Below are 19,935 nucleotides of genomic sequence, written 5' to 3' on the forward strand. Positions count from 1 at the left end.
GATTTTAAAGAACTGTTTAAATAGCACAGGGAAACAGGCGCGTCAAGATGCAAAAGAGCGGGAAGCAGTGGGATTATCGGGCTGGAGGGTAAAGTAGAACGCGGCACCTTTTCTGGGTTCGCCTTCGGCCCAGATCCTGCCGCCGTGGCGATTGACGATGCGCTGCACCGTGGCCAGGCCGATGCCGTTTCCCGCAAACTGAGCCGGGTCGTGCAAGCGGGTGAACACCCGGAAGAGCCGGTCCACATCCTTCATGTCGAAACCGGCGCCCGTGTCGCTGATGAAGAAGACCGGGACAGGGCCGTTGTGCAAAGCCCCGAACTCGATCCGTGGAGCGGCGCTGTGGGCGGTGTACTTCCAGGCATTGCCGAACAGGTTGGTCAGCAGTATCTTCAGAAGCCGCAGGTCGCCGACGACGGTCAGGCCGGGGGCGATGACCACTTCGGGCCTCCGCTCCGGCTCCGCGGCCCTGAAGTCGATCGACAGACTTTCCACAATAGCGCTGAGATCCACCTGCTGCGGCTGGAATTCGCTGCGTGCCAGCTGGGCCAGCCTGAGCATGGCGTCGATCATCTCGTTCAGCCAGCAACAGGATTCGTAGATTCGGGTTGCGTAGGAGCGGGTCTGGGGGTCGAGGGCGGCCTCGTCCTCCAGTATCAGCTGACTGTACCCGGAAATGCGCGTGAGCGGGCCGCGCAAGTCATGGGATACCGAATAGTTGAAGGCCTCCAGTTCGCTGTTGGCCGCTTCCAGGCCGTTGGCCTGGCGGGCAAGCTCGGTGTTCAACTGGCGGATCTGCTCCATGTACATATGATCGGTCTCTTCCGCCAGTTTGCGGGACGTGATGTCCCGATCGAAGCCCAGGATATAGTTTTTGCCGTTGAGCCTGACCGGACCGGCATGCACCTCCAGGGGGAAGCGCGCCCCATCCCTTCTGAAATGCCACACCTCGAAGGTGATCCACTGGCCGCTGAAGATGCGTTCCATCCAGTCGCCCGCGGCTGCACTGGATTCCGGGACCGTAAGGTCGCGGATATTCATGGTGCACAGCTCTTCCACCGTACAACCGTGCTGGATGGCCGAGGCCTTGTTGGCGGCCATGATCCTGCCGGCCTCGTCCCCCTCCGTACCGAGCAGCAGGATGCTGTCCGGCGCCCGTTCGAACAGGATGCGATACTGTTCTTCCCGCTCCCGCAGGGTGGCTTCGGCCCGCTCCAGCGATTCCAGCATGCCGTTGATGGTCAGGGCCAGGTCGTCAAGCTCGTCGTTATGTTCCGTGACCTTCAGACGCGAGGAGATGTCGCTGTCATGGCTGATCTGCCGCACGGTGGCGCTGAGCCGTCCCAAACGTTTGAGGACCGTCCCCCGGACAAAAAACAGCATCACGCAGCAGAAGACAAAGCCGGCGATGCACAGGGCGGCCAGGATATAGGTAATGCTGGCCCTCCCCTGCTGGTACAGCAGGCGCCGCTCGGTGAGTTTGGCGATAAACAGCGGCTGCCCGTCGATATCGTTGAACAAGGCGTAGCCCGCTATGCGCGACTCGTCAAGCGGAACCGCATGAAAGGGCGCCCCATCGCCGAGGACGGCAAGTGCCTCCCGGAAATCGGCCGACAGTGCTTCGTCCCGGACCTGCCGGACTTCGAGGGCGAACTCGTTGATGTCGGACAAGCGGGCGATTTCTTCCCGGTCCATGTTCCTGCCCACAAGCAGGACGCCTCCACCGCTGCACGGCAGGGCAACGACCTGATGCAGGCGCGTACCGTTACGGATGGAACCGCTCAGATGCCGGTCCTTACTCTTGATGGCAAAAAGCGCGGCCTTGCCGAGACAGCGTGCCAACGCATCATCGAAATCGGTCGGACGGCGGAAGTGATAATCCGCCGACTTGGCCGAAAGCAGTTCCCCGGCGGCGCTGAACACGGCGACAAAATCCACGTGATGGTTGACAAGCGAGTCGGTATCCAACGCGCCGATCTCACGAGGCCCACGCCCCTGAACCAGGGTGACGTAATCCCGGGCGCACGACTCCATGTCGGCCAGCCCCTCCCGCAGTTCATACTTCATCTTGGCGATGTTTTCGCCCAGCAGTTTGTTTTCAAGCTTGGCAAAGCTGTTGAGCAGGATGAAGTCGGAGGTGATGGCCAGAATAAAGACCAGCCCGATAAAGGTGCTGACGATGACGAGAATTGTCTTGCGGGAGATATCCATTGCAATCCGTAGCGCGCTGGCGCCAACCGTACACACATGTGTAGTAAAACAACTCAAAAATAGCGAAAACGGAACACACCCTACCGAACGGCCCGGAAGCACGATACCGCCGCCACGGGAGAATGTCGGCAAATCTCTTACTATTTCAAGGGGTAATAATACCCATGGTCCCCCCTCGGCCGCAACTGTTTTTTCGGGCACAATGGTTGCTTAAGTAAATGGTCCGCTATCAGCCCACAAGCTCTCGGCATGCCGATGACAGCGGCCGCGCGCCCCGTTCGGCGCAGGAACCCGGTCCGTACCGGAGGAGGTAGAAAGTGCTTTATAAATCCGTCAACGAATCATTCAACGAGTTCATCATCGAACGTAGCGACCCAAAGTGTATCCGCTGCAAGGTATGCGTCCGCCAGTGCGCTTACGAGGTCCACAGCTACGTGGAAGCGGATGACCGCCTGGCTGAAGACAATACGCTCTGTATCGGCTGCCGCCGCTGTTCGGCGCTCTGCCCCACCGGCGCCATCACCATCCGCTCCAACCAGGAAACCTTCAAAAAGAACGAGTCCTGGTCCGCAGCCCATATCCGCAACGTCTATGCCCAGGCCGATACCGGCGGCATCCTGCTGACTGCCATGGGCAACCCGGCCAAGTACCCCATCTACTGGGACCACCTGCTCCTGGATGCCTCCCAGGTCACCAATCCTTCCATCGACCCGCTGCGCGAACCGATGGAGCTGCGCACCTACCTGGGCAAAAAACCGGACCATATCGAAGTCGTCCACAACGAAAAGACCGGGAAGCCGGAGCTGACGACCAAGTTATCGCCCCAGCTCACCCTGGAATATCCCTTCATCTTCTCGGCCATGAGCTACGGCGCCCTGAATCTGAACGCCCATCGCGCCATGGCCGCCGCTGCCCAGGAACTGGGCACGATTTACAATACCGGCGAGGGGGGCTGCACAAGGACCTCTTCAAATACGGCAAAAACGTCATCGTCCAGGTGGCCTCGGGCCGTTTCGGCGTCAGCGAGCAGTACCTCAACGCCGGGGTCGGCATCGAGATCAAGATCGGCCAGGGCGCCAAACCTGGTATCGGCGGCCACCTGCCGGGCGAAAAGGTGGATGACCAGATCTCCGAGACCCGCATGATCCCCATGGGCTCCGACGCCATCTCGCCGGCGCCGCACCACGACATCTACTCCATCGAAGACCTGCGCCAGTTGATCTACGCCTTGAAAGAGGCCACCAACTACACAAAACCGGTGTCGGTCAAAATCGCCGCCGTGCACCACATCGCCGCCATCGCCTCGGGCGTGGCCCGGGCCGGCGCCGACATCATCACCATCGACGGCTTCCGCGGCGGCACGGGAGCTGCTCCCCAGGTGATCCGCGACAACGTGGGCATCCCCATGGAACTGGCCCTGGCTGCGGTGGATTCCCGACTGCGCGACGAGGGTATCCGCAACCAGGTATCCATCGTGGTCGGCGGCGGCGTACGCAACTCGGGCGACGCCATCAAGGCCATCGCCCTGGGCGCCGATGCCATCAACATGGGGACCTCGACCCTGCTGGCCCTGGGCTGCACCCTGTGCCAGCGCTGCTACACCGGCAAGTGCCCCTGGGGCATCACCACCAATAACCCCTACCTGGGCAAGCGCCTCAACCCCGAGATCGGCGCCGAAAAACTGGTGAACCTGGTCCACGCCTGGGGGCACGAGATGAAGGAGATCCTGGGCGGCATGGGTCTGAACGCCCTGGAATCACTGCGCGGCAACCGTTACAAACTGCGGGCCGTCGGATTGACGGAGAAAGACATGTACTTGCTCGGCGTCATGCCGGCTGGAGAATAGACCATGAAACGAATCTACACCATCGAAGATGCCTGCATTGGCTGCCACCTGTGCGAGGTGGGCTGCATCACCGAGCATTCGCTCTCGAAAGACCCGGTCAAGGCCTTTCTGCATGAGTCCGAGCGCCCCATCTCCCGCTGCACGGTGGAGGAATTGCACGGCGGCATCATCTCCCTGTCCACCACCTGCCGGCACTGCGACGAACCGGACTGCCTGCGGGCATGCATCTCGGGCGCCATCCAGAAGAATGCCGAAGGGGTCGTGCGCATCGACACCGAACAGTGCGTGGGCTGCTGGTCCTGCGTGATGGCCTGTCCCTATGGCGCCATCCAGCGCAACCTCAAAAAGAAAAAGGCCAACAAATGCGACCTCTGTCCGGACAGGAAGTCGCCGGCCTGCGTTGACGCCTGCCCCAACCGGGCATTGGTGTACAGGGAGGGGAGCCAGAAATGAACTATGTAATCGTCGGCAATTCCGTAGCTGCCGTGGGCGCCATCCGCGCCATCCGCGAACGGGACCAGCAGGGCACCATCACGGTCATATCGCGGGAAAAGCATAACGTCTATGGCCGGCCGCTGATCTCCTACCTGCTGGGCGGCTTGATCAGCGAAAAACGCATGGCCTATCTGCCGGATGACTTTTACGCCCAAAACCGTATCAACCTGCTGCTGGCGTCGGAAGTCGTGGGGGTGGATACCACGGCCAGGAGGGTCAAACTGGCCGACGGCGACGCCATTGCCTATGACAAACTCCTCCTGGCCACCGGCGGCGACCCGTTCGTCCCGCCCATTGAGGGGATGGCCGACAAGGACCGCGTCTTTACCTTCACCACCTGGGAAGACGCCGCCAAGCTGAAGGGGATCGCCCCGGACATCAATCGCGCCGTGGTCATCGGCGGCGGTCTGATCGGCCTCAAGGCGGCCGAAGGGTTGAACCTGCTGGACAAATCGGTGACCGTCGTCGAACTGGCCGACCGGGTGCTTTCCTCCGCCTTCGACCGTCCCGCCGGCAAGATCGTGGCCCGCAAGATGAAGGCCAACGGCATCGACGTCATCACCGAGGACACGGTCGTCCGCATTGAAGGGGACGGAGCGGAGATCAGCGGCGTGACCCTCAAGTCGGGCGACTTCATCCCCTGCGATACCGTTGTCGTGGCCATCGGCGTCCGTCCGGCGGCTACCTTCCTCAAGGGAAGCGACATCGAGGTCAACCGCGGCATCGTGGTGGACGCAACGATGCAGACCTCCAACAAGGACGTCTATGCCGCCGGCGACGTGGCCGAGGCGACCGATTTTTTCAGCGGCCAGAAAAACCCCATGCCGATCTGGCCCGACGCCTACATTCAGGGCGACATCGCCGGCGCCGCCATGGCCGGCGGGACCAAGGAATATGTGGGAGGCCTGGCCATGAACTCCATCGAGTTCTTCAAGGTTTCCACCATCTCCATGGGGGTCACCAATCCCAAGGACCCGGCCGAATACGAAATCCACACCTATCAGGACATTCAGAATTACCAGTACCGCAAGGTCGTGCTGCAGGGCAACCGCCTGGTGGGCGCGGTGCTGGTGGGGAACGTTGACCGGGCCGGCATTTTCTCGGGCCTGATCCGGGAAAAAATCGACATGACCCCCTTCAGGGAAAGCCTGCTCACGCCCGATTTCGGGTTCCTCCAGCTCTCCAAGGAAATCAGGAACAGACTTTTCGCGCCCCAGGGGAAAGTGGCCGATAACGGCCGTGCCGCGCAGGCTGCAGGACATTAAACCTATGTTGGGGCATTCCTGACGAATGCCCGTCAAGCGGGTGAATGCAAACATCAGCCCCGCATTGAGGACGATCTATGAAACCACAACCTACCCACATTTTCCAGAAGGACATCTCCAACTGCGGCCTGACCGGCTTCATCTCCAAAAAGGGGCAACGGGTCGAGGGCTCGGTGATCATCAAATCCATCGCCCTCATGCATGACCGGGGCAACGGGTTGGGAGGCGGTTTCGGCGCCTACGGCATCTACCCGGAGTTCAAGGAGTTCTACGCGTTCCACCTCATGTACGAGAACGCCATGGCTCTGCAACTGGCAGAGGAATACCTGGATGCGAACTTCCACATCGAGTTGCAGGAGGACATTCCGACCCGCCGCACCAAGGCGATCGCCAACCCGCCGGTGTTCAAGCGCTATTTCGTCACACCGCTGGAGTCCGATGAATACCGGGAAGCGGTGGAATACCAGGGCATGACCGACTCGGACATCATCGTCCGCCACGTCATGGCCATCAACCACGAGATCGAGGGAGCCTTTGTGGTCTCCTCCGGCAAGAACATGGGCGCCTTCAAAGGGGTCGGCTTCCCCGAAGAGATCGCCGAGTTCTTCCGTCTTGAGGAATACAGCGGCCACATCTGGACCGCCCACAACCGGTTTCCCACCAATACCCCCGGCTGGTGGGGCGGCGCCCACCCCTTCACCCTTTTGGACTGGTCCATCGTCCACAATGGCGAGATCTCGTCCTACGGCATCAACAAGCGCTATCTGGAGATGTACGGCTACCTGTGCACCATGCTGACCGATACCGAGGTGGTGGCGTACATGCTCGACCTTTTGATCCGCAAGCACGGGCTGTCGCCCGCACTGGCCTGCACCGCCCTGGCGCCCCCCTTCTGGTCGCTGATCGACCAACTCCCCCAGAACGAACGGGAGCTGTACACCGCCATCCGCCAGGTCTACGGCAGCGCCCTCCTGAACGGCCCCTTCGCCATCCTGTTCGCCAGCAACAAAGGGCTGATCGGGCTCAACGACCGGGTCAAGCTGCGGCCGCTCGTCTGCGCCGAAAAGGACGACTTCGTCTACATGGCCTCGGAAGAGTCGGCCATCCGCGAGATCTGCCCCGCTCCTGCCCGCATCTGGACGCCGCGGGGGGGGGAGCCGGTCATCGCCATGGTGGAGGGAAACGTTTAGCGGTTGTTGAAAAACAGCCATCAGGCCTTCGTCCTCGAATGCCCTTTTGTGCGGCGTAGCGCCCGGCCTTCGCAGCCAAGGCTGCTTCGGCGGAGTAGGCCTGCTACGCCTCCGCAGGGCCTTCTGCGGGTGCGACGATCTGACTGTTTTTGAACAACCTGAGTTTTCAACGACCTGTCAGTCAACCATTACATCCGAAGTTTGTGGAGTTTGACATGAAAATAGATGCACAGGGAACCTACTACCGCGACCTCAACACCGCCATCCGCGAGGCGGTGCTGGCCGGTGCGGACCAGATCGAGCTGGACAACGTCAATGGCCAGTATTTCATCGGCGACGGCATCAACAAGCCGGTGACCATCACCATCAACGGCGTCCCGGGCAACGACCTGGCCGCATTCATGAATGGTGCGACCATCATCGTGAACGAGAACGGCCAGGACAATATCGGCAACACCATGAATGCCGGCAAGGTCATCGTCCACGGCCACGCCGGCGACGTCCTGGGCTACGGCATGCGCGGCGGCCGAATCCACATCAGGAAGGACGTGGGGTACCGGGTCGGCATCCACATGAAGTCCTACCAGGAGAACAAGCCGGTCCTGATCGCCGGCGGCAAGGCGGGCGACTTCTTCGGCGAATACATGGCCGGCGGGGTATTGATCCTCCTGGGCATGTTTACCGACGACCCGGCCAAGGACAAGCATGGCTACCTGTTCGGCACCGGCATGCACGGCGGCGTGATCTACGTGCGGGGCAACGTGGACGAGTCCCGCTTGGCCAAGGAGGTCGGTGTTTTCGAACTGGATGACAGCGATCGTGCGGAGCTGGAGGGATACGTCACGGAATTCTGCCGGGATTTCAAGCTCGATGCACAAGAGGTGCTCAAGGAGCGATTCGTCAAGGTGCTGCCCCGCAGTAAACGCCCCTACGGCAACATGTACTGCCCGATGCCCAAGTAGTTCGCGTCACGCCTCGATTTACCCATAAAAAAACCCCGCCGGGCCAGCCCGGCGGGGTTTTTCTGTACAATTTGCCGCATTTCCGGGTGAAAAGCCATCAAACCACACCGCTGCCTGCTCCCGGTTGCCCGGCGGCATGCTTCGGGTTATCCCGTCACCCTTCGCCACAATACCACGCCATTTAACCAGAGAATATCTCCCAAAACGTCATATGCCGCACACGAACTCCTTGACATTTCGCCAATAAATCAATATGTTTACAAACAAATAAAATAAAATCACCTATTGAACCAACACATAATATGCCGTCAAAAGACGCAAAAGGAACAACGATGCCGGTCTCGCACACAATCGACACCGCCCGATGCCGCGTTCAGACAACGTGCACGGGAACCATCACGGTCGATGACATCCTCGGACACTACGAAACCGAAATTCGGGAAGGATTCCTGAACTATCATGAACTGATCGACACGGGCGGCGTGACCCCTCCCTACCTTTCCGGCACGGATATATGGCGCACGGCCATGACGGTGAAGAATGCCCTGAAGGGGCAAAAGGTCGGGCCGCGGGCGATCATTGCCCCGAGCGACGTCCTGTACGGCATGGTGCGCATATTCACGACAATCCTCTCGGATGACGTTCCCATCAGAATCTTCCGCGACCCTGCAGCGGCTGCAACATGGCTGGAAACATGGTCCGAAACCTTCGCCAACACGGCCTGGGAGTGCATGGAAGCTACCGACTGACCCCCGCCGCATCATAGCCTCAGACTCCCAACTCCCTCAGGACAATGGCCGTTTCCGGCTGTCGGTCCAACCAAGCGGCCAGACGCTCCACTGCCGTCGCCTGATCGGAGGCGGCCTCATGGGGCCAAACGCCCAGCACCGGCGCGCCGCACAGGGAGCCGATGTAATGGGGTGCGCTTTGTTCGGCCAGGTCCGGCTCTTTGGGGAAATTATTGATGATGACCCCGGTCAGGGGAAGCCCCATCTGCCGGGCGGCAAAACAGGTCAGGACGGTATGGTTGACGGTCCCCAGATTGGGACGCGCCACCACCAAAAGCGGCAGGTCCAGTTCCCGCGCCAGGTCCGCCATGAGGAATCCGCCGACCAGCGGCACCATCAGTCCTCCGGCCCCCTCCACGATCACGAAGTCGTAGGTCGCCGTCAGACGATCGAAGGATTCCCGGATTCGGGCAAACTCGATCCTGACGCCGTCGATCTTCGCCGCTTCGGCCGGGGCCAGCGGTTCCCGGAGCAGGTAGGGGGTGACGTCGCCGTTGCAGGGGGTGCCGGCGGCATGGCACGCCAGAAGCGCGTCATCGGAAACCAGCCCCCCCTCCCCCTCGCGGCAGCCGCTGGTCACCGGCTTCATGACGCCGACGCGGATGCCCCGCATCCGGAGAAGCCGCGCCAGTACGGCGGTCACAATCGTCTTGCCCACGCCGGTATCGGTGCCGGTTACAAATACCCCTTTCCCCATTTCCCCCCCTATCTCAAGAAAATCTGCTCCATGCCGGGATGATCGCTGCCCCGAAAAGCAGGCTCCATCCTCCCCCCGAAGGTATCAGCGAAGCAAAAGGAGCTTCGCTCAGGAACATCCGCAGGGAGCGACGGTCAACCCGAGATCGGCCACCATTTGACGGTCGAGCGCAGGATTCCTGCCGGCCCTGGTCAGATAATTGCCGGTCATCATCCCGCTGGCGCCGGCCATGAAGATCCAGGACTGCAATTCGCGCAGGTTTTTCTCACGGCCGCCACAGACCGTTATCTGCCGGTCAGGCAGGAGAAAGCGGTACACCGCGATGGTCCTGAGGCACTCCAGGGGCGTCAGAAAATCTGCGTGCTCAAGGCGAGTCCCCTCCACCGGGTCGAGAAAATTGACCGGGATGGAATCGACCCCCAGTTCGCGCAGTGTCAGAGCCATCTCGACACGCTGGGCAAAGGTCTCGCCCAAGCCGAAGATGCCGCCGCAGCAGACCTTCAGACCGGCGCGTTTGGCCGCCCGGACCGTTTCCACGTCCTGCTCGTAATCATGGGTGCTGCAGATGTTCGGGAAAAAACTGCGTGCGGTTTCCAGGTTGTGATGATAGGTCACCATGCCGGCGTCCCTGAGCAGGCAAGCCGTTTCATAATCGATGATCCCCAGGGAGCAGGACGGCGCGATGCCCGCCTCCTGGCGGATGCGTCCCAGGGTGCGGCAGATCCGGTCCAACTCATCCCTGCTCCCGATCCCCGTGCCGCTGGTGATGATGCCGTAGCAGGAGGCGCCGTGCTGTTCGGCGTTTTTGGCGCAGGTGACCATCTGCTCCTCGTCCACGAGCGGATACGCCGCCGCCTGGGTCGAATGATGGGCGGACTGGGCGCAAAACGCGCAATCCTCGGGGCAGGTCCCTGATTTGGCGTTGATGATGGAACAGAGCGTCACCGCACTGCCGATAAAATGTTCCCGGATGCGCCCCGCCTCGGCCAGCAACCGGTAGAACTCCGCCCCCTCAACTTCCCCGAGGCGCAGGGCGTCGTCACGCTCCAGGGTGTGGCCCGCTATCACCGAATCAGCCAGCTTCTGCATCGTATCTTTCATGATTCCCTCCTCCGGCTTGCAATATCACGACTTACCGGTATTGTCAACCCGCCAGCCATTACAAGTTTACCACCATCAATCAACCAGCAATATATATTGCACCTGCCACATTGTTTTCATAGATGGGATTTTCCTTCTGGGGGCATAGTTCTGCCACATTTGCCCCATGATCCTGCAACTATTGTTGCATGGAGGCCGCAGGGGCACTTCCCGACTGCCCCAAAATACTCATTAATTTTAGATGGATGTGCAACCACACCAATTCGGTATACATAGTGCATCATATGGCGACTAACACGTTTTTTTATTGTCCATAGCCCCCTGTTTGGGCACATCGGACTGCAAAACATGGCACACGGATGCACCTGCCTTTCGTGAAATGAACGGGGGATTATCTATGAAAAAACTCGCCGTAACGATCTCGGCACTCCTTATTGCTTGCTCGGCATTTGCCGGGGACCCGCCAAAAACAGAGGAACAAAAAACCCTGTATGCCCTTGGCCTGCTGGTGTCACGCTCGCTGGCGACCTTCAACCTCACCCCGGCGGAACTCGAGTTTGTCAAACGGGGCCTTACCGACGCCGCAAGCGGTACAAGCCCGCAGGTCGATCTTGGCGTCTACGGCGGCAAGGTCCAGGAATTGGCCCGGGCGCGCCGCAAGCTTCAGGGTGAACGCCTGGCGGCCGCAAACAAGGATTTTCTCACTAAGGCAGCCACGGAAAAAGGCGCCGTCACAAGTGATTCGGGGCTGGTGTACCTTTCGCTGAAAGAGGGCACTGGAACCGTTCCGGGCCCTGCCGATGCGGTCAAGGTCAATTATCGCGGCACCTTGCCCGACGGCCGGGAGTTCGACAGCTCGTACAAACGGGGCAAGCCCGCCGAGCTCCGCCTGGACGGCGTCATCAGATGCTGAACCGAAGGGTTGCAAAAGATGAAGGCCGGCGGCAAGGCAAGACTCGTGTGCCCTTCCAGTATCGCTTACGGCGACGCCGGTGCGGGTGACCTGGTCCTGCCGGGCGCTACGCTGGTATTCGAGGTGGAGCTGCTTGAGGTGAAGAAGTAGCGGGCGGACGCGACCATGACGCGAACACGACAACTGACAGTGGCCATGGCCTTTGCCGTGGTGGGATGTGTGGACGCCCATGCTGCGGATAATTGCGGGATCACGGAGTATCTGGACCGCATCGAGGCGAGCTGCCAGGGAAGCCCTGCCGCCCCCCAGGAATCTCCGGAGACGTCCATGGTTCCCGTTGCCGCTCCAAAGGCCGAAGAGTTTCCGAAAGAGCCGGCCACGGACATCGGCCGCACTGCGGCGGTGCCGGCCCATGGCGAGCTCACGGAATCAGCTCCCCATAATCCCCCGCCACAAGTGGCAGACAGCCATCAGCAGCGCCGCATGGCGGCAGGCATCATGGAGAACGCCAGAGCGGCGCGCCTCCAGAAGATTATGAGCAACAGGCAGTGATCAAATTTATTGCGAACGGAAAGTGAGGCTTCCATGCGCTGTGCATCGTTCTTGTTTCCATGCCTGGTGTCCCTGGCGGGAATATGCCTCATTGTCCCCCGGCCCATGGGGAAGACCGGCACCAGCTCAACTCTCCAGGCGACAAAATTCAGTACGCCATAGGGGTCGAGGTTGCCAGAAACTTCAAAAACCAGGGGCTTGACCTGGACCTGGAAATGGTTGCGAAAGGTATGCGGGATGGATTGTCCGGGGGGGAACTCCTTGTTTCGGAAAAGGAGCTTCGAAGCATCCTGATCTCCGTCCAGAGCGATATACGGCGCAGGCAGTCGTTGGTGAAACAGGGAGCGGCCGGTGACAGGAAGCCGTAAGGGAACAAGCGATAACCATCTTTGAGAATATGCAAACGCAGATACGGAGCGACAGACCTTTCACCATGTAAAGAGAGGGCATCATGAAAAGAGAACTGTTCTGGCGGTTGATGCGACTGGTGCTGGTAATTGCCGTTTTCCTCTGGAGCCCGCCATGGGTCCAGGCAGGCCCGGGAGGTGGCACCTACTATGCCAACAGCCCTGCCGGGGGTGTTTCGGGTACGGGCCTTCGGAAATTTGTGGACAAGCTCCCGGGCTTGGGGCTCCCCAACTGCACCATGAGCAGCCCGCCGGGGGTGGGAACCTGCAACGAAAACAACCTGGGGAGCTACATCCCGATCGCCAACAAGGTCACCAGCCCCACATTCCCGGCAACAACGGCAACGGACGGCGTGACCGCCATACCCGCTTCCGACTATTATGAGGTCGGGCTCGTGGAGTATTCCCAGAAGATGCACTCCGACCTGCCGAAAAAGACCAGGCTGCGCGGATACCGGGATCTCAACGCCAGCTTCGCCAACATGTCCACCCAGTACCTGGGACCCCTGATCATCGCCCAGCGGGATGTGCCGGTCCGCGTCAGGTTCAGAAACCAGCTCCCCACGGGTAATGCCGGCAAGCTCTTCATTCCGGTGGATACGAGCCTGATGGGTGCCGGACGGGGCCCGGCGGTTACCACGTCCGCAATCCCCAGCACGATCGGCGCCACAGTCCCGGCATTCACCAATTACAGCGGCTCCTACACCCAGAACCGCGCCACGATCCACCTCCATGGCGGCAACTCACCCTGGATCAGCGACGGCACCCCCCACCAGTGGACGGTGCCGGTCAACGAGATATCCACCCCCTACCAGAAGGGGGTATCCGCCCGGGACGTGCCCGACATGGTGCCGACGAATCCGGGTGAATTGACCTTCTACTGGACCAACCAGCAGAGCGGCCGTCTGATGTTCTACCACGACCACACCCTCGGGATCACCCGCCTGAACGTCTATGCCGGCGAAGCAGCAGGCTACCTGATAACCGACCCGGTGGAAGAGGGGCTGATCAACAACGGGACCCTGCCGAACATCTGCCCCGGTGGCGGGACGGCGGTCTGCGAATACCGTTACGGGATCCCCCTGATCATCCAGGACAAGACCTTTGTTCCCAAGAATATCGACACCCAGGACGCCCTCTGGACAAAGAGCTCCAAGGGGGTTGCCAACAATTGGGGCGTCTACGGCGACCTCTGGTTCCCCCACGTCTATGAACGGAACCAGGACCCCACCAGCCCGGCCGGGGCCAATCCTTTCGGACGCTGGGACTACGGCCCCTGGTTCTGGCCGCCGGTATCGATCGCGGCGGACAAGGCGACCCTGCCCGAGCCTTCCACGACACCGGAAGCGTTCATGGACACCATGCTGGTCAACGGTACCGCCTATCCCTATCTGACGGTGGAGCCGAAACCGTACCGGTTCCGCATCCTGAACGCCTCCAACGACCGCATGCTCAACCTGAGCCTCTTCGTTGCAGACCCCAACGATCCCCTGGGTACGGAAGTGAAGATGGTGGCGGCCGCCCCCAACCCGACCTTCCCGGCCGGACCGTTCCCGGATGTGGCTATCTGGCCGACCGACGGCAGGGCCGGCGGCGTGCCCGACCCGACCACCATGGGACCGAACATCATCCAGATCGGCAACGAGAGCGGCATCCTGCCCAACCCGGTCGTTCACCCCAACCAGCCGGTCAGCTACAACTATAACCGTCGCGACATCGTGGTGCTGAACGTCCAGGAAAAGAACCTCTTCCTGGGCTCTGCGGTGCGGGCCGACGTGATCATCGACTTTTCCGACCCGAAATACATCGGCAAGGACATCATCCTGTACAACGACGCCCCGGCGCCGGTCCCGGCCTTCGATACGCGTATCGACTACTACACCGGCAATCCGGACCAGACCACCAGCGGCGGCGCCCCCTCGACCCTGCGCGGGTACGGTCCCAATACCCGCACCGTTATGCAGTTCCGGGTAGCGGGTACGCCGCAGCCCAATCCCAATCTGCTGGCCAACCTCAAAGCGGCCCTGCCGGCAGCTTTCAAGGCCAGCCAGCCGGCGCCCCTGATCCCCGAGCCGACCTACCCCGTGGCGGCGTGGGGCGTTACCGCTCCGACCGAGCAATACGCCAAGATCCAGGATTATGCCATTACCCTGAACCCGCTGAACCGCGACTACACCGCGAGCACCATACCGGTTACCATTCCCTTCCAGCCCAAGGCCATCCAGGAGTTGTGGGACCCCTACGGGCGCATGAACGCCACCCTGGGGATTGAACTCCCCTTCACCACCCAGCTCAACCAGACCACCATCCCCATGGGGTACGCCGAACCGACCACGGAGCGGATCGTGGACGGACATCCCCAGATCTGGAAGATAACCCATAACGGCGTCGATACCCATCCGGTGCACTTTCACATGTTCGACGTGCAGGTCTTGAACCGGGTCGGCTGGGACGGCGCCATCCGGCCGCCCGACGACAACGAACTGGGGTGGAACGAAACCGTCCGCATGAACCCGCTGGAGGACATCATCGTCGCCCTGCGGCCCAAGGCGCAGGCGCTTCCCTTTACCCTCACCACCAGCACGCGCCTCATCGACCCGACCCTGGCGCTCAACGCCCCCATAAGCGCCACCGACATCGGCAACCTCGGCCAGGGGGGGACACCGGTAGCGGGCCTTGCGGTCACCGTTCCCAACATACCGACCGACTACGGCTACGAATACGTGTGGCACTGCCACATCCTCGGCCATGAAGAAAACGACTTCATGCGGCCGGTGGTATTCAGCATTTCCACGGCGCCGCCTCCCGATCCGAGCCTGCTGAACGCCTACATCGGCGGAGGGTCGGTGCCGGGCAAAACCAACTATGTCACCACCTACACCAACTCGAACATCAACCAGATCGTGCTCCAGTGGACGGACAACGCGCCCGTTTCCACCCCCAGCCGTTTCCAGGTGCTGCGCGCTTCCGGCGCCGGCCCCTATACCTATCCGGCAAGCTATACCCCCCTGGCGGAGATCTCCTACCTGCCGGGCTATCCGCCGATCTTCACCGACGCCAACGTGGATCCGGGGACAGCCTACGGTTACGCCGTCGTCTCCCTGAACGATTTCGGAGCACCAAACACGAAATCGAACCCCGCCGTGAGCGCGCAGGTCACCACGGCCTCCTGGACCGCCGCCACCGGCGTGACCGTCACCGACAGCAAGCCGGTGGGGCATGTGGTCGGCACCAATGTGTCGTTTACCGCCGCCGGCACGGGCGCAACATCGAGTGATCCCGCCCTTGCCGTGGTCTACCAGTATCGTTTCCTGCTCAACGGCGTCGAGGTGCAGGCCTTCAGCACCAACAACATGTGGACCCTGCCGGATACCGCGGCCGTCGGCACCTATACCATCACGGTAGAAGCGCGCACCAGCGCGGGGCAAACCCCGGTGGCGACCACGACCGTCACCCATGTGGTCAACAATCCCCCCAGCCCGCCGGTGACGGTTGCCAGCCCGGTCCCCGCCGTCTATTCGGCGGCACCGGTGGTGGTGTCCCTGACGGCAACGACCAACGCGCCGCCGGCGACCATCTACTACACCCTGGACGGCAGCACGCCCACCACGGCGATGCCTCCCTACACCGGCCCGATCACGCTGAACCAGACCACCACCATCAACTACTTCGCCGTTGACGTCAACGGCACGGCCGAAGCGGTTCACACCGACACCTGGTACATCCATGTGCCGGACCTGGTGGCCACCATGCAGATCAACAACGGCGCCGCCCAGACCAAGTCCCTGGCTGTCACCCTGAATCTGAACGCCTATGACCCGGTAGGCGTCGCCACCATGGAATTCTCCAACGACGGCACCAACTGGAGCGGCGAGGAACCCTACGCGACCTCCAAGACCTGGACCCTGCTCACCGGCAGCGACGGGCCGCGCACGGTGTATGCGCGTTTCCGCGACAAGTCGTTGCCCACCGGCGTCCAGTATCCGCCGATCACCGCCGCCATCACCCTGGATACGACCCCTCCGGCCACCACGCCGAGCCCGATTCCCGGTTCGTACACCAACGGCAGTTCGCTTGCGGTCACCCTGACGGCCAACGAGACCGCCACCATCTATTACACCGCCGACGGCACCACGCCGACCACGGGCTCGCTGACCTATCAAACACCGATCCAGGTCAACACCGCCGCCGGCTCATCCACGACCATCAAATACTTTGCCGTCGACAGCGCCGGCAACCAGGAAGCGGTCAAGACCGCCGTCTGGAGCATGGCGACGATCGATCTGGTCGCCAGCGCCCAGATCAACAACGGAGCAAGTTGGACACCGACCCCCGATGTCACCCTGACGCTGAAGGCTTTCGATCCAACCGGCATCGCCAGTTACGAGCTCTCCAACGACGGGTCAACCTGGTCGGGCCCCTTCGCCTCGCCGGATACGTCCGCGGGAGTCACCGTAACCATAACGCCAAGCTGGACCCTGACCAGCGGCGAGGGGTTGAAGACCGTGTATGTGAGATTCACCGACACCAACCTGGGCGGCGGCACGACCTATCCCCCCATCACGGCCTCGATCCTCCTGGGTAATAAGGATGGCCTGCTGCCGGGCACCAGCGGCTACCTGGCCAGCGCCCTGAAAGCGCTCCACATCGCCACCGGCTTCGCGTCGCCCACCCCGATGGACCTTGTTCATGCCGACGTTGCTCCCTACAATAACGGAACGGCAAAACCGGACGGCAAAATCGACTTGGGCGATGTGACCATGATCCTGCTCCGTTCGCTGGGGCTCATCGCAACGTTCTGACACCATTACCGAGCCCCCTCCCCGCCTTTGCGGCGGGAGGGGGCCATATTTCTTCACCCCCGGAGGAACGATCCCTATGAAAAAACATAGTATTCCTGCAATCATCTGCGCAATGTCCCTCCTGACGCTGGCGGCCTGCGGCGGTGGCGGCGGTGGCGGAGGAGGGGCGGCGACACAGGCGGTCACGACGCTGTACCTGTTCGGCCAGATGTCCTCAACCACCAACAGCAAGATAGACAGCATCCAGACATCCTTCGTTGTGCCGGCAGGCGTGCTGGTCAACTACACATCGGCCCCCGGAGCCCCTGCCGGCAACTATCCCGTCCGTTCCGGCTTCGCCGTGCCGTCAGGCCCGGTCAAGGTTGCGGCAAGCGATATCAGCGGCACATACCATACCGGCACCCGATTGTTGACCATCAGCTTGCAGAACGTTTCCAACCCGAAGGTTGCCTTGCAGAGTTATACCACCGCAAAAAATGGAGCTACCATCAAGGGCGCCGAGGTTGCCAAAGTAACCTTGAAACTGGCAACAGCGGGGAGCGCCCCCACCTACCCGTCGCAAGACCTTCTCGCCACGGTCTGGCAATACCGGGAGTTGCCGTCGATTTACCTTGGCTTGTTGAGCGGTTGCCGTATAAATTACGACACGAAGTTTCAATAACCTCACGCCATCGCACGTGTATCCATTCAAAAGGCTGGCGACGGAGAACCTGCCCGTTGCCAGCCTTGTCCTTTTGCCGGGGCTATGCATGCAGCAACCTTTTCCAGCCAGCTTTCGGCGTCTTGACCGCGTAAATAGTGTTGCCATCAATTACGCCCTCAGCTATGCTCATACCTACTAAATTCCATCCGACAGAAAGAGGCAAACCATGACTCGACATATCGGACATATCTTTATGGCGGCCTTCCTGCTCCTGGCAAGCGCCTCGCTTTGCCTTGGGTCTGTGACGGTCACCTCCACGGGTAGCGGCACCTACACCGTCCAAGGGAGCAACATGGATGGTATCGCCGCTTTCGACCTGGTCCTGAAGTACGACAGCCCGGCCTTGGCATCGCCGACGGTAAGCCAGGGCAGCCTCATATCCGGCGCAATGCTGGCAGCCAACACCAACGTGGCCGGGACTATCAGGATAGCGGTCGTCAGCAGCAAGTCATTTTCGGGCAGTGGGCCGCTTGTCACCATTAAATTTGCGACCCATACGGGGGGCACCGTTTCAGTAGCCTCCTTCAGCCCGATCAACAGCAACGGGGCCGCTGTAAGCAGCGGCGACAGTGGCAGCAGTAGCAGCGACAACAGCAGCAGTAGCAGTGACAACAGCAGCAGCAATGGCAGTAGTAGCAGTAGTAGCAGTAGTAGTAGCAGTAGTAGTGGCAGTAGTGGCAGTAGCAGTAGTAGTGGCAGTAGTGGTAGTCCCACCTATCTCGGCACGGTCACCATGCCGTCGGACAGCCAGATGAAGAGTGAAACGAAGACAGCCGCCACTGAAACGCCCGCCCCGGCCAACGCCCCGGAGGCGACCGCCAAGCCGGGCGAGACGCCTCCCGCGGGCGAAGCCCCCGCCGCCGGAGAAACGCCGGTCGCGACCAAGGCTCCGGCAGCGGCCAAGAAAAACGAATCGATCAGCGTCGCTTCCAACACGGCGGTCCTCGAACGGTTCCGGGCCTACCAGGGCGACAAGACTCCGGCCATCATGATCGCGCTCTTCAAACAGCAGATCTCCCCACTCTTCCGCCAGGAGCCCTTTGTCGTCCTGAGCGACGGCGCGACCACCGTGACCATAGTCGCCGACCTTTCCGCAGAGACGGGAAGTTCGCCCAATTTCGCCCTGACCGGCGCAAAAATGGTTTCCCTGAAGAAAGACGACGCATCATCCACCTGGTTCATCGAGGCCCTTCCCGCGAAAGGCGCCCTGAGCGCAAGCCTGATGGTGCTCAATGAAAGCAAGGTCACCGAATACCCGCTGACCATCGCTCCGGCCATCAAAAAAGCGGCAGCCACGGAGAAAGAATTTGCCGCATTCCTCAAGGATGCCGCCAAGACCCCGGCACAGCACGACCTGAACGGAGACGGGAGCTACGACGGGATCGACGATTACATCTACACCGCGAACTATCTTGTCCGGCAGCAGAAGGCCAGGACGAGCGCAAAATAGGCATCACCACCCCAGGCCGAAAACAGGAAAGCCGCCCGGAATCGCCGGGCGGCTTTTTTTATGCTTCCCGTAAGGGGGGCACCTTCTCCTGCCATGGCCTCTTCATCGCCCCCCCCTTACTTTAGTTCGTGAATTTGTTCTTTTTGGCCGCATCGGCCTTCTGGGTCTCTATGCGCTTCACCACCTCTTCCACCACCTGGTCCGGCGAGAAGCTGGGCGTGGACGGGAGTTGCCCCTTCACCACTTTTTCGGGCTGAACGTTCACCCGTTCCTGCGTCTCCGCCCGGCGAGGCTGATGCACCGGCGGCGCGTCCTGATACTGCGCCATGGCGGCCGTCAGGCTGCGCAGCAGACGAATCCCCATGATCACGGAAATCCCCAGCGCCACGATATCCTCACGCCAGTACGCCAGGCTGAGGTTGGTCGTCATGGAACCGGCCAGCAATCCCGCTGACGCAATCAGCAGGCAAAAAGCGTTGCCGATCACGGTTATTTCGATGTCCTGAGGCTCTTTTCGCCCGACCGCATGGCTCGCCATGGTAGACCTCCCGTT

14 protein-coding genes and 2 pseudogenes are annotated in these 19,935 nt (G+C 61.1%); 12 read left to right on the forward strand and 4 right to left on the reverse strand.

The genetic code is table 11. The features are described from left to right. Positions 1 to 42 precede the first annotated feature (42 nt). Positions 43 to 2,211 (reverse strand): PAS domain S-box protein, encoded by a 2,169-nt coding sequence (locus FO488_RS13195; RefSeq protein WP_149210982.1) that lies wholly within the window; start codon positions 2,209 to 2,211, stop codon positions 43 to 45. Between the two features lie 317 nt (positions 2,212 to 2,528). Between FO488_RS13195 and FO488_RS13200 the strand changes: the two are divergent. The 6 genes and pseudogenes from FO488_RS13200 to FO488_RS13225 all read left to right on the forward strand — a co-directional run bounded on the left by FO488_RS13200 (position 2,529) and on the right by FO488_RS13225 (position 8,718). Beyond that, positions 2,529 to 4,057, forward strand: a pseudogene (locus FO488_RS13200) (glutamate synthase-related protein). A gap of 3 nt (positions 4,058 to 4,060) precedes the next feature. After that, positions 4,061 to 4,510, forward strand: coding sequence for a 4Fe-4S dicluster domain-containing protein (locus FO488_RS13205; RefSeq protein WP_149210983.1), 450 nt, complete (start codon positions 4,061 to 4,063; stop codon positions 4,508 to 4,510). Next, positions 4,507 to 5,817 (forward strand): NAD(P)/FAD-dependent oxidoreductase, encoded by a 1,311-nt coding sequence (locus FO488_RS13210; protein WP_149210984.1) that lies wholly within the window; start codon positions 4,507 to 4,509, stop codon positions 5,815 to 5,817. Before FO488_RS13205 ends, FO488_RS13210 begins: the two co-directional genes overlap by 4 nt. A gap of 77 nt (positions 5,818 to 5,894) precedes the next feature. Continuing rightward, a complete protein-coding gene (locus FO488_RS13215; protein ID WP_149210985.1) occupies positions 5,895 to 7,007 on the forward strand; it encodes a glutamine amidotransferase family protein in 1,113 nt (370 codons plus the stop codon). 215 nt (positions 7,008 to 7,222) lie between these two features. Further along, positions 7,223 to 7,969, forward strand: a complete 747-nt coding sequence (locus FO488_RS13220; RefSeq protein WP_149210986.1) for a hypothetical protein — start codon at positions 7,223 to 7,225, stop codon at positions 7,967 to 7,969. 332 nt (positions 7,970 to 8,301) lie between these two features. Continuing rightward, entirely contained in the window at positions 8,302 to 8,718 is a 417-nt protein-coding gene (locus FO488_RS13225; RefSeq protein WP_149210987.1) for a hypothetical protein, read from the forward strand. A gap of 19 nt (positions 8,719 to 8,737) precedes the next feature. Here FO488_RS13225 and bioD read toward each other — a convergent pair whose 3' ends face one another. Both bioD and bioB read right to left on the reverse strand, forming a co-directional pair. Continuing rightward, positions 8,738 to 9,454, reverse strand: coding sequence for a dethiobiotin synthase (gene bioD / locus FO488_RS13230; protein WP_149210988.1), 717 nt, complete (start codon positions 9,452 to 9,454; stop codon positions 8,738 to 8,740). A 108-nt stretch (positions 9,455 to 9,562) separates the two neighbouring features. After that, positions 9,563 to 10,555: a biotin synthase BioB gene (gene bioB / locus FO488_RS13235; protein WP_149210989.1), complete on the reverse strand. Its 993-nt coding sequence runs from the start codon at positions 10,553 to 10,555 to the stop codon at positions 9,563 to 9,565. Positions 10,556 to 10,952: 397 nt separating this feature from the next. Here bioB and FO488_RS13240 point away from each other — a divergent pair. From FO488_RS13240 to FO488_RS13265, 6 genes and pseudogenes are all read left to right on the forward strand, one after another. Beyond that, a pseudogene (locus FO488_RS13240) lies at positions 10,953 to 11,618 on the forward strand (FKBP-type peptidyl-prolyl cis-trans isomerase). A 15-nt stretch (positions 11,619 to 11,633) separates the two neighbouring features. Next, positions 11,634 to 12,020, forward strand: coding sequence for a hypothetical protein (locus FO488_RS13245; protein ID WP_149210990.1), 387 nt, complete (start codon positions 11,634 to 11,636; stop codon positions 12,018 to 12,020). A gap of 83 nt (positions 12,021 to 12,103) precedes the next feature. Further along, positions 12,104 to 12,388 carry an FKBP-type peptidyl-prolyl cis-trans isomerase N-terminal domain-containing protein gene (locus tag FO488_RS13250; RefSeq protein WP_168206039.1) on the forward strand — a complete coding sequence of 95 codons (285 nt, stop codon included), beginning with the start codon at positions 12,104 to 12,106 and terminating at the stop codon, positions 12,386 to 12,388. 83 nt (positions 12,389 to 12,471) lie between these two features. Then, complete coding sequence (locus FO488_RS20450; RefSeq protein ID WP_149210992.1) at positions 12,472 to 17,229, forward strand: chitobiase/beta-hexosaminidase C-terminal domain-containing protein; 4,758 nt, start codon at positions 12,472 to 12,474, stop codon at positions 17,227 to 17,229. Between the two features lie 76 nt (positions 17,230 to 17,305). Then, complete coding sequence (locus tag FO488_RS13260; RefSeq protein ID WP_149210993.1) at positions 17,306 to 17,890, forward strand: hypothetical protein; 585 nt, start codon at positions 17,306 to 17,308, stop codon at positions 17,888 to 17,890. 208 nt (positions 17,891 to 18,098) lie between these two features. Further along, positions 18,099 to 19,382: a cohesin domain-containing protein gene (locus FO488_RS13265; protein ID WP_149210994.1), complete on the forward strand. Its 1,284-nt coding sequence runs from the start codon at positions 18,099 to 18,101 to the stop codon at positions 19,380 to 19,382. Positions 19,383 to 19,503: 121 nt separating this feature from the next. Here the strand turns inward: FO488_RS13265 and FO488_RS13270 are convergent, their stop codons facing one another. Next, positions 19,504 to 19,920 (reverse strand): hypothetical protein, encoded by a 417-nt coding sequence (locus tag FO488_RS13270; RefSeq protein ID WP_149210995.1) that lies wholly within the window; start codon positions 19,918 to 19,920, stop codon positions 19,504 to 19,506. Between the last annotated feature and the right edge of the window lie 15 nt (positions 19,921 to 19,935).

This window comes from Geobacter sp. FeAm09 (assembly GCF_008330225.1).
Lineage (GTDB): Bacteria > Desulfobacterota > Desulfuromonadia > Geobacterales > Pseudopelobacteraceae > Oryzomonas.

Excerpts from the sequence above, each read along its gene's own strand:
- FO488_RS13195 (WP_149210982.1), bottom strand. The coding sequence starts at position 2,211 with ATGGATATCTCCCGCAAGACAATTCTCGTCATCGTCAGCACCTTTATC.
- FO488_RS13205 (WP_149210983.1), top strand. The coding sequence starts at position 4,061 with ATGAAACGAATCTACACCATCGAAGATGCCTGCATTGGCTGCCACCTG.
- FO488_RS13210 (WP_149210984.1), top strand. The coding sequence starts at position 4,507 with ATGAACTATGTAATCGTCGGCAATTCCGTAGCTGCCGTGGGCGCCATC.
- FO488_RS13215 (WP_149210985.1), top strand. The coding sequence starts at position 5,895 with ATGAAACCACAACCTACCCACATTTTCCAGAAGGACATCTCCAACTGC.
- FO488_RS13220 (WP_149210986.1), top strand. The coding sequence starts at position 7,223 with ATGAAAATAGATGCACAGGGAACCTACTACCGCGACCTCAACACCGCC.
- FO488_RS13225 (WP_149210987.1), top strand. The coding sequence starts at position 8,302 with ATGCCGGTCTCGCACACAATCGACACCGCCCGATGCCGCGTTCAGACA.
- bioD (WP_149210988.1), bottom strand. The coding sequence starts at position 9,454 with ATGGGGAAAGGGGTATTTGTAACCGGCACCGATACCGGCGTGGGCAAG.
- bioB (WP_149210989.1), bottom strand. The coding sequence starts at position 10,555 with ATGAAAGATACGATGCAGAAGCTGGCTGATTCGGTGATAGCGGGCCAC.
- FO488_RS13245 (WP_149210990.1), top strand. The coding sequence starts at position 11,634 with ATGACGCGAACACGACAACTGACAGTGGCCATGGCCTTTGCCGTGGTG.
- FO488_RS13250 (WP_168206039.1), top strand. The coding sequence starts at position 12,104 with ATGCCTCATTGTCCCCCGGCCCATGGGGAAGACCGGCACCAGCTCAAC.
- FO488_RS20450 (WP_149210992.1), top strand. The coding sequence starts at position 12,472 with ATGAAAAGAGAACTGTTCTGGCGGTTGATGCGACTGGTGCTGGTAATT.
- FO488_RS13260 (WP_149210993.1), top strand. The coding sequence starts at position 17,306 with ATGAAAAAACATAGTATTCCTGCAATCATCTGCGCAATGTCCCTCCTG.
- FO488_RS13265 (WP_149210994.1), top strand. The coding sequence starts at position 18,099 with ATGACTCGACATATCGGACATATCTTTATGGCGGCCTTCCTGCTCCTG.
- FO488_RS13270 (WP_149210995.1), bottom strand. The coding sequence starts at position 19,920 with ATGGCGAGCCATGCGGTCGGGCGAAAAGAGCCTCAGGACATCGAAATA.